This window comes from Streptomyces sp. ISL-10 (assembly GCF_018614575.1).
GTDB lineage: Bacteria > Actinomycetota > Actinomycetes > Streptomycetales > Streptomycetaceae > Streptomyces.
Genome location: NZ_JAGGOJ010000020.1, coordinates 188,089 through 204,385, shown reverse-complemented (window position 1 = coordinate 204,385; position 16,297 = coordinate 188,089). Strand labels below are relative to the sequence as shown.

15 protein-coding genes are annotated in these 16,297 nt (G+C 70.9%); 5 read left to right on the top strand and 10 right to left on the bottom strand.

Annotated elements, in window-relative coordinates; translation table 11 throughout:
- Positions 1-13: 13 nt before the first annotated feature.
- From J7E88_RS24435 to J7E88_RS24405, 7 genes are read right to left on the bottom strand one after another with little or no spacing between them, the layout of a single operon-like run.
- Positions 14-1,027: a 2-hydroxyacid dehydrogenase gene (locus J7E88_RS24435; RefSeq protein ID WP_215184582.1), complete on the bottom strand. Its 1,014-nt coding sequence runs from the start codon at positions 1,025-1,027 to the stop codon at positions 14-16.
- Complete coding sequence (locus J7E88_RS24430) at positions 1,024-2,100, bottom strand: ABC transporter ATP-binding protein (protein ID WP_215184581.1); 1,077 nt, start codon at positions 2,098-2,100, stop codon at positions 1,024-1,026. Before J7E88_RS24430 ends, J7E88_RS24435 begins: the two co-directional genes overlap by 4 nt.
- Positions 2,101-2,115: 15 nt before the next feature.
- Entirely contained in the window at positions 2,116-2,907 is a 792-nt protein-coding gene (locus J7E88_RS24425; protein ID WP_215184579.1) for a DeoR/GlpR family DNA-binding transcription regulator, read from the bottom strand.
- Positions 2,904-4,007 (bottom strand): ABC transporter ATP-binding protein, encoded by a 1,104-nt coding sequence (locus J7E88_RS24420; RefSeq protein ID WP_215184577.1) that lies wholly within the window; start codon positions 4,005-4,007, stop codon positions 2,904-2,906. Before J7E88_RS24420 ends, J7E88_RS24425 begins: the two co-directional genes overlap by 4 nt.
- On the bottom strand, positions 4,004-4,855 hold the full coding sequence (locus J7E88_RS24415; protein ID WP_215184575.1) for a carbohydrate ABC transporter permease: 852 nt from the start codon (positions 4,853-4,855) through the stop codon (positions 4,004-4,006). Before J7E88_RS24415 ends, J7E88_RS24420 begins: the two co-directional genes overlap by 4 nt.
- The gene (locus tag J7E88_RS24410; RefSeq protein WP_215184573.1) at positions 4,852-5,808 is read right to left on the bottom strand and encodes a carbohydrate ABC transporter permease; all 957 of its coding nucleotides are present in this window, start codon (positions 5,806-5,808) and stop codon (positions 4,852-4,854) included. Before J7E88_RS24410 ends, J7E88_RS24415 begins: the two co-directional genes overlap by 4 nt.
- A gap of 2 nt (positions 5,809-5,810) precedes the next feature.
- On the bottom strand, positions 5,811-7,232 hold the full coding sequence (locus tag J7E88_RS24405; protein WP_215184571.1) for a sugar ABC transporter substrate-binding protein: 1,422 nt from the start codon (positions 7,230-7,232) through the stop codon (positions 5,811-5,813).
- 174 nt (positions 7,233-7,406) lie between these two features.
- Here J7E88_RS24405 and J7E88_RS24400 point away from each other — a divergent pair, with 174 nt between their 5' ends.
- Positions 7,407-8,780, top strand: a complete 1,374-nt coding sequence (locus J7E88_RS24400) for an FGGY-family carbohydrate kinase (protein WP_215184569.1) — start codon at positions 7,407-7,409, stop codon at positions 8,778-8,780.
- Positions 8,777-9,388, top strand: coding sequence for a histidine phosphatase family protein (locus tag J7E88_RS24395; protein ID WP_215184567.1), 612 nt, complete (start codon positions 8,777-8,779; stop codon positions 9,386-9,388). The genes J7E88_RS24400 and J7E88_RS24395 overlap by 4 nt, the downstream gene beginning before the upstream one ends.
- Here J7E88_RS24395 and J7E88_RS24390 read toward each other — a convergent pair.
- Both J7E88_RS24390 and J7E88_RS24385 read right to left on the bottom strand, forming a co-directional pair.
- Positions 9,372-10,808, bottom strand: a complete 1,437-nt coding sequence (locus tag J7E88_RS24390) for an amino acid permease (RefSeq protein ID WP_215184565.1) — start codon at positions 10,806-10,808, stop codon at positions 9,372-9,374. The genes J7E88_RS24395 and J7E88_RS24390 overlap by 17 nt on opposite strands.
- Before the next feature lie 135 nt (positions 10,809-10,943).
- Positions 10,944-12,329: an amino acid permease gene (locus J7E88_RS24385; protein WP_215184563.1), complete on the bottom strand. Its 1,386-nt coding sequence runs from the start codon at positions 12,327-12,329 to the stop codon at positions 10,944-10,946.
- Positions 12,330-12,592: 263 nt separating this feature from the next.
- On the opposite strand from J7E88_RS24385, the gene J7E88_RS24380 reads away from it, so the two are divergent.
- Positions 12,593-13,177, top strand: coding sequence for a biotin transporter BioY (locus J7E88_RS24380; protein ID WP_215184562.1), 585 nt, complete (start codon positions 12,593-12,595; stop codon positions 13,175-13,177).
- A gap of 73 nt (positions 13,178-13,250) precedes the next feature.
- On the opposite strand, the gene J7E88_RS24375 is transcribed toward J7E88_RS24380, so the two are convergent.
- Positions 13,251-14,699 carry an amino acid permease gene (locus J7E88_RS24375; RefSeq protein ID WP_215184560.1) on the bottom strand — a complete coding sequence of 483 codons (1,449 nt, stop codon included), beginning with the start codon at positions 14,697-14,699 and terminating at the stop codon, positions 13,251-13,253.
- Positions 14,700-14,893: 194 nt separating this feature from the next.
- Here J7E88_RS24375 and J7E88_RS24370 point away from each other — a divergent pair, with 194 nt between their 5' ends.
- Complete coding sequence (locus J7E88_RS24370; protein WP_215184558.1) at positions 14,894-15,388, top strand: ribose-5-phosphate isomerase; 495 nt, start codon at positions 14,894-14,896, stop codon at positions 15,386-15,388.
- Positions 15,388-16,236, top strand: a complete 849-nt coding sequence (locus J7E88_RS24365) for an Fpg/Nei family DNA glycosylase (RefSeq protein ID WP_215184557.1) — start codon at positions 15,388-15,390, stop codon at positions 16,234-16,236. Before J7E88_RS24370 ends, J7E88_RS24365 begins: the two co-directional genes overlap by 1 nt.
- The last annotated feature ends 61 nt before the right edge of the window (positions 16,237-16,297 follow it).

Genomic DNA, 16,297 nt, shown 5'->3' with positions numbered 1-16,297 from the left:
CTCGGCTCGGGTGTCAGGTCAGTGCGTGCGCGAGCGGTTCACCGCGGACGTGGCGCGCCACCTCCGCGGCCGCGATCGCCGCCGCCTTGCGCGCCACGGCCCGGCTCGCTCCGCCCAGATGCGGGGTGAGCACCAGGTTCGGCGTGTTCAGCAGCCGCGAACCGGGCGCGGGCGGCTCCTGCTCGTAGGTGTCCAGTGCTGCGGCGGCCAGGTGGCCGCTGTCCATGGCGTCGCACAGGGCATCGGTGTCGAGCAGGCCGCCGCGGGCCGCGTTCACCAGGACCGATCCCTTCGGCATCAGCGCCAGTTCGCGTGCCCCGATCAGCCTCCGGGTCTCGGGGGTGAGCCGGGCGTGCAGGGTGAGCACACGCGAGCGGGTGAGCAGCGCGTCCAGCGAGACCGCGCGCATCCCGTGCACGTCGCCGCGCACATACGGGTCGTACACCTCCACCTCGGCGCCGAACGCGCACAGCACCCGGGCGACCCGGCTGCCGACCGCGCCGTACCCGACGAGCCCGACGGGGGTGTCCTCCAGCTCGGGCCCGCAGCGCTCGTAGGTGTAGTACGAGGCGTCCCAGCGGCCCTCGCGGGCGAGGGAGTGGTGCGCCTCGGGGATGCGGCGCAGCGCGGAGAGCATCAGCCCGATCGTGAACTCGGCCGTGGCCGCCGCATTGCGGCCCGGCGCGAAGCAGACGCGCACGCCGCGGGCCCGCGCCGCCTCGGCGTTCACGTTCACCGGCCCGCCGCGGCAGACGGCGATCAGGCGCAGCGCGGGTGCCGCGGCGAGGACCCGCTCCGTGAAGGGGGCCATCTGGGTCACGCACACCTCGACGCCGTCGAGCGCCTCGATCAGCGCGTCCTCGGCGTCGCTCGCCTCGTCGACCTCGCTCACCTTCCCGAACGGCTCCAGCGGCCAGGGCAGGGACAGTTCGGTCAGGTCGAAGGGGTGGCCGGTGAGGTTGTGGTGCAGCGCCGCCGCGATGAGGGCGTTGCGGACGAACAGGTCACCGGCGGCCAGGATCTTCATCGCAGGGCGTCTCCCGTCTCGGCGTCGAAGACATGTGTGAGCTCGGCGTCTGCGGCGACGTGGACGGCCGCGCCGCGTTCCGGGCGCACATCGGGTGCGGTCTGCACGACCAGCGGGCGCTCCACACCCTCCAGGGCGAGGGTGGTGATTCCCGCCTCCAGGAGCGGTTCATGGGCGCTGACCGTGGCCCGTACGCCGATGTCCGTCAGCCGCAGGTCCTCGGGGCGCACCCCGAGCACGACGCGGCGGCCGGCCGGGAGCGGCGCGGGCAGCGGCACGCGGACGGTGGGGGACAGCCGCAGCAGGCCGCCGTCCTCGACGGTGCCCGGCAGCAGGTTCATCGCGGGCTCCCCGACGAAGTCGGCGACGAAGAGGTTCGCCGGCGCGTCGTAGATCTCGTGCGGGGTGCCGAGCTGCTGGATCACCCCGTCCTTCATCACCGCGATCCGGTCGGCCAACGACAGCGCCTCCTCCTGGTCGTGTGTGACCAGGATCGTCGTGTGCCCCAGATCCCTCTGGATTCGTTTGAGCTCACGGCGCGTCGTGTCGCGCTGGCCCGCGTCCAGGTGGGACAGCGGCTCGTCCAGCAGCAGGACGTCGGGTTCGCGGATCAGCGCCCGGGCGAGCGCGACCCGCTGCTTCTGGCCGCTGGAGAGCCCGGCGGGGCGGGCGTCGAGCAGGCCGGAGATTCCGATCCGCTCGGCCATGGCCGCCACCCGCCGCGCGATCTCGGGGCGGGTGGCACGGCGCCGGGCCGCCAGCCCGAACGCGAGGTTCTCGGCGACGGTCAGCGGCGGGTAGAGCGCGTAGTTCTCGAAGGCGACGCCGATGTTGCGGCGCTGCGCCGGCAGGCCCACCACGGAGGTGCCGTCGATGCGGATGTCGCCGCCCGTGACCTGCTCCAGTCCCGCGATCATCCGCAGCGTCGTGGACTTGCCGCAGCCGGACGGGCCGAGCAGCCCGAGCAGCTCGCCGGACGCCAGCCGCAGGTCGATCCCGCGCACGGCCTCCACGGCGGACCGCCCCCGGACTGCGTACGTCTTGCGCAGCTCGTGCAGGGCCAGTTCGGTCACCCGCCCACCTCCCGTTCAGTCACCGCCGACCTCGCAGACCTGGTAGGGGACCTTGTGCTCGTCGAGTTCGCGCAGCGCGTCGGCCGGTGCGCCGTCGTCGACGAGCACCAGGTCGAAGCGGGAGAGCGGGGCGAGGCGGTGCAGCGCCACCCGGCCCAGCTTGGAGTGGTCGAGCAGCAGGACGTTCCTGGCCGCCGAATCGAGCATCGCCCGCTTCACGGACACGATGTGCTGCTCCTGGTGGTAGGCGAAGCCCCCGGAGACGGCGGAGGTGGAGGTGAAGCAGATGTCGACCTGAAGCGACTGGACCGCCTCCACGCACGAGACGCCGAGGAAGGAGGAGTGCAGCGGGTCGTAGTCGCCGCCGAGCGCCATCAGATGGATGCCGCGCTCGACCGACAGCAGGGTCAGGGCCTCGAGGAAGTTGGTGACGACCGTCAGCGGAGTGATCGGGGAGAGCCGGCGGGCGATCTCCAGCGTGGAGGTGGAGTCGTCGAGCATGACGGCCATGCCCGGTTCGACGAGGGTGAGCGCGCGGGCCGCCACGGCCGCCTTCTCCCGCCGCATGGTCTTGAGCCGGTAGGCGACGTTCGACTCGAACACACCGGACGGCTGCGCGGTCACCCCGCCGCGGAACTTGCGCACGATGCCCTGCCTCTCCAGCTCGTCCAGGTCGCGGTGGATGGTCATCAGGCTGACCTCGAACCGTTCGGCGAGCTCGGCCGCGGCCGCTTCGCCCTGGGCGAGGACGTACTCGGCTATCGCGGTCTGCCGGAGTGCGGGGCCGCGCTGCGCTGGGGTGCTCATGAGGTGGTTCCTTCGATCCTTCGTCCTGGTCCCTGCGGCCCGTCGGCCTCGAACAGCAGCAGGTTCTCAGGCCGGGCGGTCAGCCGGACAGGATCGTCGGGACGCAAGTCAGCGGCCTCGGCGCGCGGGACCACGAGCGAGACGTGCCGGCCGCCGACGCGGACGGTCACCTCGACGGCCCGGCCGAGTGCCTCGGTGACGTAGACGGTCCCCGTCAGCACGCAGCCCGCTTGGCCGCCGAGCGTGAGATCCCGTGGCCGCACCCCCAGCTGCACGGGTGTGCCGGGCGCCGCGGCCACCCGGGGAGCGCCCTGGCAGTCGCCGTCCCGCAGCCGGAACGTCCCGTCCTCGCCTGCCGTCCCCGGCAGCAGGTTGATCCGCGGCCGGCCGAACAACCGTGCCACGAAGGTGTCGTGAGGCCGGTGCCAGATCTCCTCACGGGTGCCCGTCTGCACGATCCGCCCGTCCCTGATCACCCCGATCCGGTCGCCCAGCGCCAGTGCCTCCACCGAGTCGTGGGTGACGTACAGCGTGGTGGTGTGGCGGACCGCGCCGATCGCCTTGAGCTCGGCGCGCATCGCCTGGCGCAGTTTGGCGTCCAGGTGGGACAGCGGTTCGTCGAGCAGGAACGCACGGGCGGGCCGCACCAGCACCCGCCCCAGCGCCACCCGCTGGCGCTGCCCGTTGGACAGTTCGCCCACGGGCCGGTCCAGCAGGGCGTCGATGCCGAGCAGGCCGGCGATCTCGCCGATCCGCTCGCGCGCCTGACGTGCGGGGAGGCGGTGGCGCGGCGAGCGGAGCGGGGAGGCGAGATTGTCATATGCCGAGCGGTGTGGATAGAGGGCGTACGACTCGAAGCACATGGCCACGCCCCGGTCGTACGGCTCCACGCCCGTCATGTCCTCGCCGTCGAGCTCGATCGTGCCCGCGGCGGGCTGCTCCAGGCCCGCGATCGTCTTGAGGGTGGTCGTCTTGCCCGCGCCGGACGGCCCGAGCAGACAGAAGAACTCGCCCTCGGCCACCTCCAGTTCGATCCCGTCGAGCGCGGTGGTCCGCCCGAAGGTCTTGGTGACGCCTCGCAGCGTGATGGCCGCCGTCATGACTTCACCGCCCCGAAGGACAGGCCGCGCACCAGATACCGCTGGATCGTGAGGGCCAGCAGCAGCGGCGGGACGACGGAGACGAGGGCGGCGGCCGCGGTGAGGTTGTACTTGGGCCGGTCGCCGCCGAGGAACGACAGCGCGCCCACGGTCACGGTCTGCGCGTCGGAGGAGGTGAGGATGAGCGGGAAGACGAAGTTGTTCCAGGCGAAGATGAACGCGAGCAGCGACACGGCCGCGATGCCCGGCTTCACCAGGGGCAGCGCCACGGTGAAGAAGGCCCGCTTGCGGGTGTAGCCGTCCAGCAGTGCCGCCTGCTCCAGCTCCGGCGACAGGTCAAAGAAGTACGAGCGCATGATCCACACGATCAGCGGCAGGGTGACGAGCTGGAGCACCCACACCATGCCGAGGTAGGTGTCGAAGAGCCCGAGCTGCTGGTAGAGCACGAACAGCGGGATGATCACCGTCAGTTCGGGCGCGAACCGGAACGACAGCAGCGTGAACATCAGGTTCTCCGAGCCCCGGAAGCGCCAGCGGGCGGCGGCGTACGCGGCGGGCAGCCCGATCGCCAGCGACAGCAGCACCGCCCCCAGCGACACGACCAGGCTGTTGAGGAAGAACCGTACGAACGGCACGCCCTGGTCGTCGCCGGCGCCCAGCACCGTGCGGTACGACTCCAGTGTCGGCGTGAAGGAGAAGTACGTGCTGAACAGCTGCTCGGCCGGCTTCAGCGAGAGGATCACCATCCAGGCGACCGGGAACAGCGCGAAGACGAAGTAGAGGATCAGCGCGCCGTCGGCCGCGACGGCGATCAGCCGGCGTTTCACCGTCCCCGGTCCTGCGGTCATCGGGGCACCTCCGCCGCACGGTTGTTGATACGGCCGAGGTAGCGCACGAGCACCATGGCGGCCAGGTACACCACGGCCCACAGCACGATCGTGTAGCTGATCCCGAAGGAGTAGCGCTGGAAGCGGATCGCCTCCAGGTACGCGCGGATCTGCAGCACCACGGTCGAGTCGCCGGGGCCGCCCTCGGTGAGCGCGTAGATGATGTCGAAGACCTTCAGCGAGTCCATGAACCGGAAGATCACCGCGACCAGCACATACGGCCACAGCATGGGCAGGGTCAGCTTGCGGAAGGTGAACCACCAGTTCGCTCCGTCCACGGCGGCCGCCTCGAACGGTGACGTGGGCAGCGAGCGCAGCCCGGCCAGGGCCAGGATCGCCACGAACGGGGTGTACACCCACGCGTCCACCGCGATCGAGGTGAGCAGGGCACCGGTGGGGGTGTCGGTCCACTGCACCCCGCCGAGTCCGAACGGCTTCAGCAGATGGTTGACGACTCCGACGGACGGCTGGAGCATCAGCTTCCACATGATCGCCGCGATCACGGGCGCGATCATCAGCGGCAGGATCAGGATCTTCTCCAGGATCCGGCCCACCAGGGTGGAGCGGTGCAGCAGCAGGGCGACGCCGACCCCGAGCACGGTCTCGACGGCCGCGGCGCCCACCGCGTACAGCAGGGTGACGCGGGCCGAGTCCCAGAAGGCCGGCTGCGTGAAGATCCGCCGGTAGTTCTCCAGGCCGACCACATCCGGCACGGGCTTGCTCGCCGCGAAGTCGAACACCGTGTAGTACAGGCCCAGCCCGAAGGGGTAGAGGATGCCCCCGGTCAGCAGCAGCGCGGGCACGATCAGCAGATACGGACGCAGCGAGCGGCGCCATGCCGGCACGCTCGGCGCCGCCCGCTCCCCCTCCTCGCGCGAGGCCGCCCCGTGGCCGGTCTCCCTGAGCGAGGACACTCTCAGCCCACCTTGGACGCCAGGTCGCCCGCGAGGCCGCCGAGCACGGACGAGGCGTTCTTGCCGCCGTAGATCTCCTGGAGGGCCGCGGCCCAGCTGGTCGTGGCGTCGAAGAACTGCTCCTGCGGGGTGAACTGGATCTTCGTCTGGCCGACGACCGTCTCGAAGGTCTCGATGAAGCCGGGGATCTTCTTCATCTTGTCCTTGTAGGCGGCGTCCTGGCTGACCGACTGCCGCACCGGGTCGATGTGGTTGTACCGCACCGCCCCCTTGAGCAGGTGCTCCTTGCCGGTGGCCCACTGCAGGAACAGCCAGGCTGGCAGCTTGCTCTTCGACTTGGCGTTCATCCCGAGCGACCAGATCCACATGTTGGTGGCCAGCGAGCCGCCCGGCCCCTTGGGCCCGGGGTGGAAGGCGATCTTCCCCGAGGCGGGCGACGCTCCTTCGACCGCCTGGAAGTACGCGGCCGTGTCGGCGTCGAAGAGCATCCCCGCCTTCTTCGCCCCGAGGTCGCTGGAGCACTGGTACCAGGTGTAGGAGGTCCAGGACGGCGGGCCGCCCTTCTTCACCATGTCGGCCCAGTCATGGGTGAAGGCGATCGCCTCGGGGGAGTTCATCGCGGGCTTCACCGTGCCGCCCTCGACCGTGAAGTCCTTCAGCCCGTTGCGGGCGTACATCGTCATGAAGCCCGGGTGGATGGTGGCCCAGCTGCGCGAGCCGCGCACCGCGACCCCGTACATCCCGTCGAAGCCGGCGCCCGGTGCCTTGCGCTTGATGGTCCCGGCCAGTTCGCGCAGCTCGTCGAACGTCTCCGCGGGCCTGAGCCCGAGCTTGTCGAACACTTCGGTGTTGTACGCGACGACGTTCGTCTCCCAGCCCCACGGCAGTGCGTACTGTCCGCCCTGGCCGAGCGGGGCGCCCGCCTTCAGCGACCACTGGTCGGCCTGGAGCAGGTTGGGGAAGAAGTCGGCCTGGTCCCATTCGGCGCCGGTGGCGGCCGGGTTGCGCATCCAGGGGCCGAGGTCCTCCAGCCACCCCGGAGGGCCGTACTGCCACACCATGTAGGCGCCGAGCATGAACACGTCGTACGAGGCGCGGCCGCTGGACAGGTCGACCGTGAGCTTGTCGAAGTAGTTGTCCTCGGGGAAGACGTCGTACTCGACCTTGATCCCGGTCTGCTCGGTGAACGACTTCAGATCCGCGATCAGCGCGTCCGTGTACGGGTGCTTGTTCAGCAGCGCCTTGACGGTCCTGCCGTCGGCCCGCTTCCAGTCGAAGGACCCGGTGACGTCGTCGGCCGCCGAGCCCCCGCCCTCCTTCGCCCCGTCGCTGAAGCCCGACCCGCAGGCGGTGAGCAGAGGGGCAGCGGACGCCGCCGCCGTGAGGGCGAGGAACCGCCGCCGGTCGTATCCGCGCATGTCCATCCCGACCTCCGCTGTGTCCTTGGGGGACGTCCCCCGCCCCCTCGCAGGGGGAGCACGGTTCTCACACGTTCAGCCGACTGGTTAACAGAGCTTGGAACAGGGCCAGTTGGGCGTCAATCCCTCGCGCATCGGAAATTCTCGGTGCACAGTGAGAACTTCACAGAAGGAGCCGCTATGTGGATGGGAATCGACCTCGGCACACAGGGCGTCCGCGCGGTGCTCGCCACCGACGACGGGGATGTCATCGGCAGCGGCTCCGTCCCGCTGACCGGCACACGCGACGGCGTGCGCCACGAGCAGTCACCCGAGGACTGGTGGACCGCCGTGTGCGCCGCGGCCCGCCAGGCGATGCGCGGCAGGCCGGGGCCACGCGCGCTGGCCGTCTGCTCCACCTCCGGGACCGTGCTGCTCGCCGACACGGCGGGCGACCCGCTGACCCCGGCGCTGATGTACGACGACGGGCGCGCGCCGGGGCGCGGCCCCGGCCGGGCGCTGTGGCTGCTGGAGGAGTACGGCGCCGGGAGCGGCGCGCGTGTGATGCACCAGGCCGACCTGATCGTGTCCCGGCTGGCCGGGCACCCCCTTCCCACCGACTCCAGCCACGCGCTCAAGACCGGCTACGACCCGAGGAGCGGCACGTTCGGCGAACAGCGACTGCCGGAAGGGGTGTTGCCCGATGTGGTGCTGCCGGGCAGCGGGCTCGGCCAGGTGTGCCGGCGGGCGCAGGCGGAGACCGGCATCCCCGAGGGCACTCTGATCGTGGCCGGCATGACCGACGGCTGCGCGGCACAGATCGCCTCCGGCTCCCTGACCATCGGTTCGTGGAACTCGGTGCTCGGCACGACCCTCGTCCTCAAGGGCGTCGCCGCCGAACCCCTCGACGATCCCGCCGGGGTGGTCTACAACCACCTGTCGGCGGACGGCAGCTGGCTGCCCGGCGGCGCGTCCGGCGTCGGCGGCGGCGCGCTGCGCGCCGCGTTCCCGGGAGCGGACCCCGCTCACCTCGACCGGCTGGCGCAGGCTTACGACCCGGCCGGGGCCATCGCGTACCCCCTGGCGTCCCACGGTGAACGGTTCCCTTTCGTCGCCCCCGACGCCACCGCCTTCCTGCTCGGCACCCCGGCGAACGACGCCGACCACTGGGCCGCCCTGCTCCAGGGCGTGGGCCTCGCCGAACGGCTTTGCCTGGACTACCTCGACCACCTCGGCGCGCCCCTGCACGGGCCGCTCACCTTCACCGGCGGCGCGGTGCGCAGCGACCACTGGAACCAGCTGCGCGCCGACATCCTCGGCCGGGAGGTCCGCATCCCGCGCGCCGCGGAACCGGCCCTCGGCATGGCCGTCCTCGCGGCGTACGGAGCGGGCGGCGCGGCCACCTTGAGCGGGGCCGCCGAGCGGATGGTGCGCCTGCGCGGGACGGTACGGCCGCGCCGCGGCGAACGCTTCACCGAGCCGTACCTGACGATGGTGGCCGAACTGGAGCGGCGCGGCTGGCTCCCGGAGCCGGTCGCCGCGCACGCCCGCGCCCGTACGGAGGAGTCCCGATGACCGCCACCCTGCTTCTCGCCCGCCACGGGCAGACCGTCTGGCACGCGGAGAACCGCTACGCGGGCGTCAGCGACGTGGCCCTGACCGACGAGGGCCGCCGCCAGGCGGAGGCGCTCGGTTCCTGGGTGAAGGTGCACCCCGTCGACGCCGTCTGGACCTCCACGGTCTCCCGGGCGATCGAGACCGCGGAGCCGGCGTGCCGGGCGCTCGGGCTCGTACCGCGGACCGAACGCGCCTTGCGCGAATGCGACTTCGGCGCCGTCGAGGGCCGCACGCTCGCCGAGTTCGCGGCCGACGACCCGGCCGGGGCGGAAGCCTTCCGCGCCGATCCGGTGGCGCACCCCTTCCCGGACGCGGAGGACCCCCGGGCCGCGGCGGCCCGGGGGTCGGCAGCGCTGCGCCGGATCGCCGGCGCGCACGAGGGGGAGCGGGTGCTGGTGGTCGCCCACAACACCCTGCTGCGGCTGGTCCTCTGCGACCTGCTCGGCATTCCGCTCGCCGACTACCGCAGAGTCTTCCCGCAGCTGCGGAACGCGGCAGTCAGCGAGCTGCGCCTGCGGGCGGACGCCGAGCCGGCCGCGCTGATCAGCCTCAATCTGCCGTGCTGACCTCGGTGGCTTCGGTCGCCTCGGTCGCCGTACGGGACTCGCGCGCCTTCTGGAGCGCGAAGCCGACCGAGGCCAGCACCAGGGTCAGGACGCCGGTCCCGAGCAGCTGGAGCCGGGTCTCCTCCTGGCGCAGCATCAGCAGGAAGACGGCGGCCATGCCCAGCAAGGCGATCCAGGTCAGGGCCGGGTACAGCCACATCTTCACGACCAGCTTCTCGGGCGCCTCGCGCTCGGTGCGGCGGCGCAGGATCAGCTGGGAGACGGCGATGAAGATCCAGACGACGAGGATGATCGCGCCGATGGTGTTCAGCAGCCACATGAAGACATCGTCCGGGCGCCAGTAGCTCAGCAGCACACACAGGAAGCCGAAGACGGACGAGACGAGCACCGCGGTGCGCGGCACACCGCCGCTGACCCGGCCGAGCGCCTTCGGGCCCTCACCGCGCGCCACCAGCGAGCAGGCCATGCGGGAGGCGCCGTAGATATTGGCGTTCATCGCCGACAGCAGGGCGACGAGCACGACCACGTTCATGATCTGTCCGGCCGCCGGGATGCCCAGGTGGTTCAGCGTCGCGACGTACGGTCCGAGCTCGACGACCTTCGGGTCGTTCCACGGCACGAGCGTGACGATGACGGCCATCGATCCGATGTAGAAGACCGCGATGCGCCACATCGCCGTGCGCACGGCCTTGGCGACGCCCTGCACGGGGTGCTCGGACTCGGCGGCGGCGATGGTCACCGTCTCCAGGCCGCCGTAGGCGAAGACCGAGGCGAGCAGACCGACGACCAGTCCCTCGGAGCCGTGCGGCAGGAAACCTCCGCCGCCGGTGAGGTTGCCCGTGCCCGGCGCCTCGCTGCCGGGCAGGACACCGACGATGGCCAGCACGCCGATGCCCAGGAAGAGGACGATCGCGCCGACCTTGAGGGCGGCGAACCAGAACTCGAACTCGCCGAAGTTCTTCACCGCCGCCAGGTTCGTGGCGCAGAAGACCAGCATGAACAGGGCGACCCAGGCCCACTCGGGGGTGCCCGGCAGCCAGCCCGTCATGATCTTGGCGGCTCCGATCGCCTCCAGACCCACGGCCACGCAGAGCAGGAACCAGAAGGCCCAGCCCGCGGTGAAGCCCGCCCACGGTCCGATGGCGCGCTCGGCGTGCACGGAGAAGGAGCCGGAGGCCGGGTTCGCCGCGGACATCTCGCCGAGCATGCGCATCACCAGCATGACGAGCAGGCCGGAGAGGGCGTAGGCGATGACGATGGACGGGCCGGCCGCGGCGATGCCGGCGCCCGAGCCGACGAAGAGCCCGGCGCCGATGACACCGCCGAGGGCGATCATCGACAGATGGCGTTGTTTGAGTTGGTGCGTGAGCACGCCGTCGGCCTGCTGGTCGACGGGCGCGGGCGCGGGGGTCCGGGACATGGGGGGCCTTGTTCATCAGCTGACGGGGGAGCAGCCGACAGTCTGGGCGCGTGCCCTCTCACAGGGAACGCTTGTCCGCTATACGGTCACGATGTTCACACAAGGTCAGCACGCCGACACATCGCGCCCGCGCAATCACCCTTTCCCTGACCGCAGTTCGCGGACGCCCGACACCAGCAGCACGGCGGCGGTCGCCCCGGCCGACCACAGCACCTGAGGCCGGGCCGCGTCGTCGTCGAGCATCAGCACCAGGATCGCGGCCATGGCCGCCAGCGCGGCCCAGGTGAGCCAGGGGAACGCCCACATCCGCAGGGTCAGCCGCTCCGGCGCCTCCGCCTCGATGCGGCGGCGCAGTCGCAGTTGGGAGACGGCGATCAGGGCCCAGACGAACAGCAGCACCGCGCCGACCGCGTTGAGCATGTAGAGGAACACGGAATCCGGCCACCTGAGATTGAGCAGCACGGACACGAAGCCGAACGCGACCGAGGCCAGCACGGCCCGGCGCGGCACACCGGAGCCCGTCACCCGCAGCAGCCCCTTGGGCGCCTCACCGCGCTCGGCGAGCGAGAAGACCATTCGGGAGGCGCCGTACAGGTTGGCGTTGAGCGCGGACAGCAGCGCGACGAAGACGACGATCTCCATGATCCGCCCGGCGCTCGGCACACCGATCGAGTCCAGCACCGTGACAAAGGGGCTCAGGCCCGCCTTCTGCGCCGTCCACGGCAGCACGGTCACGATCACCAGCATCGAACCGACATAGAAGAACAGGATGCGCACCACGGCACTGCGCACGGCGCGTCCCACGGCGCGGGCCGGGTCGTCCGTCTCCGCGGCCGCGATCGTCACGACCTCCAGACCGCCGAAGGCGAACACGACGGCCAGCACGCCGGAGACCACGCCGGACCAGCCGTTGGGCAGGAAGCCGCCGTCACCGGTGAGATGGCTGAGGCCGACCGGTTCGGTGTCCGGCATCAGCCCGAGGATCGCGAGCGCGCCGAGGACGAGGAACAGCACGAGCGCGCCGACCTTGAGCGCGGCGAACCAGAACTCGAACTCACCGAAGTTCTTCACCGCCGCCAGGTTGGCGACGGTGAAGACCAGCATGAAGACGAGCACCCAGCCCCACTGCGGCACACCCGGCGCCCAGCCGTGCGCGATGGAGGCGGCGGCCGTCGCCTCCGCGGCCAGCACCACCACGAGCAGGAACCAGTACAGCCAGCCCACGCTGAACCCGGCCCAGCGGCCCAGCGCCCGCTCCGCGTGCACCGAGAAGGAGCCGGAGGCGGGCATCGCGGAGGACATCTCGCCGAGCATCCGCATCACCAGCATCGCGAGCGTGCCGGCGATCAGGTACGACAGGACGATGCCGGGCCCGGCGACGGCGATGCCCGCGCCCGATCCCACGAAGAGCCCGGCGCCGATCACCCCGCCCAGCCCCAGCATCGTCAGATGACGCTGCTTGAGCCCGTGTTCGAGGGGTTCGGCCTCGGCGGCCAGGGACGTGGGCGACGCGTCGTGCATGGCGGGTAGGACTCTCGTCTCACTCGGTGCGAGTTATGGGGAACCTACAGTCTCCCCGAGCGCGGCCCCGGGGCGCAAAACCGGCCGGTGTGCCCTGGACCTCCGTGACGATCATCACGCCGCAGCGGGCTGGGTTCCCGCCTTTTGTGCGGACCCCACCAAGGCGTCAACCGCCGCTTTGTGGGCGGCTGCTGGTGATCGGGTGGTTTCCCTGGGCTACCGTCGCCGTGTTCCCTCTGCCCTCACCCCCGTGGAGCCCCCCGATGAGCACTGCTGTCGCCCCCGTCCGATCCGGGACCGTTCTGGCCGACCTGCTGCCGGCGTCCCGTGTCCGTGACATCGCCCTCGTCGCCGGCGGCGCCGTCCTCACCGGCATAGCGGCCCAGATCTCCGTGCCGGTCCCCGGCTCCCCGGTCCCGGTCTCCGGCCAGACCTTCGCGGCCCTCCTCGTCGGCACGGCGCTCGGCGCCAGCCGGGGCTTCGCCGCCCTCGGTCTGTACGCGGTGGCGGGCGTGGCCGGTGTGCCCTGGTTCGCCGAGGGCGCCTCGGGCCATGCGATGCCGTCCTTCGGCTACATCCTCGGCATGCTGCTCGCCGCGACCGTGGTGGGCGCCCTCGCCCGCCGCGGCGCCGACCGGACCGTGCTGCGCACGGCCGGCGCGATGGCCGCAGGCTCCGCGATCATCTACGCGGTCGGCGTCCCGTATCTGGCGCTGGCGACGGGCATGTCGTTCGGCGAGGCGGTCATGGCCGGCCTGGTCCCGTTTCTGATCGGTGACGCGCTGAAGGCGGCCCTGGCGATGGGCGCACTGCCGACGGCGTGGAAACTGGCCGGCCGACGCGGCTGAGTCCCGACCGACGAACGCCGCAGCCCCGGCCCGCGCGAAGCGAAGCGGACCGGGGCTGCGGCGTTGCGTTGTGTCAGCCGGAGACGGGAGCGGCGGCCGCCTTGCGCTTGCGCAGGACGTCGAGCACCACGCCGATGCTCACGACGATCGCGGCGACGAGCACCGACAGGAGCGCGACCTGCCGGTTGGCGTCGTCGTAGACCATGTAACCCAGGACGAACGTGATCATCGCTGCGGTCGCCCAGGTCAGGTACGGGAAGAGCCACATCTTCACCGTCACCTTCTCGGGCGCCTCGCGCAGCAGGATCCCCCGCATGCGCAACTGCGTGAAGCAGATGACCAGCCAGACGAACAGGGCCACGGCGCCCGAGGAGTTCAGCAGGAAGAGGAAGACCGTGTCCTTCCACATGTAGTTGAAGAAGACGGCGACGAAGCCGAAGACGACGGAGCCGAGGATCGCGGCGGTCGGCACCCCCTTCGCGTTGACCTTGGCGAAGACCTTGGGCGCGTCACCGCGCTCGCCGAGCGAGAAGGCCATGCGGGAAGCGGTGTACAGGCCCGAGTTGAGGCAGGACAGCACCGCCGTCAGCACGATGACGTTCATGATCTGGCCCGCGGCCGGAATGCCGATCGAGTCCAGCGCGGCGATGTACGAGCCCTTCTCCGTGATCGACTTGTCGTTCCACGGCAGCAGTGTCAGGACGACGAAGATGGAGCCCAGGTAGAAGACCGCGATTCGCCAGATCACGCTGTTGGTGGCCTTGGTGACCGCGCGCCGGGGATCCTCCGACTCTCCGGCGGCCAGCGTGACGATCTCGCTGCCCATGAAGGAGAAGACCACCATCAGCACACCGGTCAGGATGGCGCCGGCGCCGTTGGGCAGGAAGCCGCCCGCGTCGGTCAGGTGCGCGAAGCCCGCGCCCGGGTTGTCGGAGCCGGGCAGCACGCCGAAGACGGCCAGCAGGCCGATGACGACGAAGGCGCCGATGGCGACGACCTTGATCCCGGCGAACCAGAACTCGAACTCGCCGTAGGAGGCGACCGACACCAGGTTGGTCGCGGTCAGCACGACCATGACGATCAGCGCCCAGCCCCACTGGGGTACCGCCGGTATCCAGCTCTCCAGGATCACGGCGCCCGCCGTCGCCTCCACGGCGAGGACCACGACCCAGAAGAACCAGTACAGCCAGCCGATCGAGAAACCGGCCCAGCGGCCGAGGGCGCGGTCCGCGTAGGCGGAAAAAGACCCGGAGTTCGGGCGGGCGGCCGCCATCTCGCCCAGCATCCGCATCACGAAGACGACCAGCAGGCCGACGAGCGCGTAGGACACGAGGATGGCGGGCCCCGCCGCCGCGATGCCGGAGCTGGAACCGACGAAGAGCCCGGCCCCGATCACACCACCGATGGCGATCATGGACAGATGGCGGTTCTTGAGACCTGCCTTGAGACCGTCTGCGGAAGGCGGCTGCCCGGGGGTCTGGGCCTGTCCGCCTTCCTTTGTGAGGGTCGTCTGCGACGTCATGGACGAATCCTTATGTATTGGAGTCGCTCGGGTTGCGAACCTGGGAATTGAAACCCAGTACCCCGCGGTACGGAAGAGCCGACTCCGTTTCGTTGCACTCGTCACTCTTCGCTGTACTCGTCGCTCTGGACCCCGTCCGGGCCGAGCGGGGCCCCGGACCGGTGTGCGCCTGCCCCGCATGCCACACTCGAACCATGCGCGTGTACCTCGGCTCCGACCATGCCGGCTTCGAACTCAAGAACCACCTCGTCGAGTGGCTCAAGGCCCATGGCCACGAGCCCGTGGACTGCGGTCCGCACATCTACGACGCCCAGGACGACTACCCGCCGTTCTGCCTGCGTGCCGCCGAGAGGGTGGCAGCGGACAAGGACAGCCTCGGCATCGTGATCGGCGGCTCCGGCAACGGGGAGCAGATCGCCGCCAACAAGGTCAAGGGCGTCCGTGCCGCCCTCGCCTGGAGCGAGCAGACCGCAGCGCTCGGCCGCGAGCACAACAACGCCAACGTCGTTGCCATCGGCGGCCGCATGCACTCCCGGGAGGAGTCGACGAAGTTCGTCGAGATCTTCCTGAACACGCCGTACTCGGGTGAGGAGCGTCACACCCGTCGCATCGAGATGCTCTCCGCGTACGAGACCACCGGCGAGCTCCCCCCGATCCCCGCGCACCACCCGCAGGAGCCGACCGCCTGATGCCCGAAGGGCACACCATCCACCGACTGGCCGCCGACCACTTCGAGAGGTTCGGCGGCCGGTCCGTGCGCGCCACCAGCCCCCAGGGCAAGTTCTCCGACTCGGCCGCCCTCGTCGACGGCCAGACGCTGGAGACCACCGAGGCCCATGGCAAGCACCTCTTCCTCGGCTTCGGACCGCTCGGCTGGGTCCACATCCACCTGGGCCTGTTCGGCAAGGTGAACTTCGGCGACGCACCCGCGCCCCCGCCCACCGACACGGTGCGGCTGCGCCTGGCGAACCCGGACTCGTACGTCGACCTGCGCGGCCCCACCACCTGCGCACTGCTCACCGACGGCGAGAAGCACGCGATACACGACCGCCTCGGACCCGACCCGCTGCGTGGCGACGACGGACCCGAGCGGGCCTGGGGGCGGATCTCCCGCTCCCGTACGACGATCGCCGCCCTCCTCATGGACCAGAAGATCGTCGCGGGCGTCGGCAACGTCTACCGCGCCGAGGTCCTCTTCCGCCACGGCATCGACCCGTACCGCGCGGGCAGGGACCTCACCCGGCGTGAATGGGACGCGATCTGGGACGATCTGGTGGCGTTGATGCGCGAGGGCGTGCGCAACAACCGCATCGACACCGTCCGTCCCGAGCACACCCCTGAAGCGATGGGCCGCCCGCCGCGCGTCGACGACCACGGCGGCGAGGTCTACGTCTACCGCCGGGCGAACCTGCCGTGCCACATCTGTGGCGGCGAGATCCGCACCGCCGGTCTCGCCGCCCGCAATCTCTTCTGGTGCCCGTCCTGTCAGGGGAACTCAAGCCCCACGGGGGCACCTCCCACGGCGGCCAGGCCGTAGGGGAGTTCGAGGCGCGGGGCCTGGCGCGGGGCGAAAAGCCCGCGGCCGCACAGTCCCGCAC

Coding starts and splice junctions, on each gene's coding strand:
- J7E88_RS24435 (WP_215184582.1), bottom strand. CDS start 1,027: ATGAAGATCCTGGCCGCCGGTGACCTGTTCGTCCGCAACGCCCTCATC.
- J7E88_RS24425 (WP_215184579.1), bottom strand. CDS start 2,907: ATGAGCACCCCAGCGCAGCGCGGCCCCGCACTCCGGCAGACCGCGATA.
- J7E88_RS24420 (WP_215184577.1), bottom strand. CDS start 4,007: ATGACGGCGGCCATCACGCTGCGAGGCGTCACCAAGACCTTCGGGCGG.
- J7E88_RS24415 (WP_215184575.1), bottom strand. CDS start 4,855: ATGACCGCAGGACCGGGGACGGTGAAACGCCGGCTGATCGCCGTCGCG.
- J7E88_RS24405 (WP_215184571.1), bottom strand. CDS start 7,232: ATGGACATGCGCGGATACGACCGGCGGCGGTTCCTCGCCCTCACGGCG.
- J7E88_RS24400 (WP_215184569.1), top strand. CDS start 7,407: ATGTGGATGGGAATCGACCTCGGCACACAGGGCGTCCGCGCGGTGCTC.
- J7E88_RS24395 (WP_215184567.1), top strand. CDS start 8,777: ATGACCGCCACCCTGCTTCTCGCCCGCCACGGGCAGACCGTCTGGCAC.
- J7E88_RS24390 (WP_215184565.1), bottom strand. CDS start 10,808: ATGTCCCGGACCCCCGCGCCCGCGCCCGTCGACCAGCAGGCCGACGGC.
- J7E88_RS24385 (WP_215184563.1), bottom strand. CDS start 12,329: ATGCACGACGCGTCGCCCACGTCCCTGGCCGCCGAGGCCGAACCCCTC.
- J7E88_RS24380 (WP_215184562.1), top strand. CDS start 12,593: ATGAGCACTGCTGTCGCCCCCGTCCGATCCGGGACCGTTCTGGCCGAC.
- J7E88_RS24375 (WP_215184560.1), bottom strand. CDS start 14,699: ATGACGTCGCAGACGACCCTCACAAAGGAAGGCGGACAGGCCCAGACC.
- J7E88_RS24370 (WP_215184558.1), top strand. CDS start 14,894: ATGCGCGTGTACCTCGGCTCCGACCATGCCGGCTTCGAACTCAAGAAC.
- J7E88_RS24365 (WP_215184557.1), top strand. CDS start 15,388: ATGCCCGAAGGGCACACCATCCACCGACTGGCCGCCGACCACTTCGAG.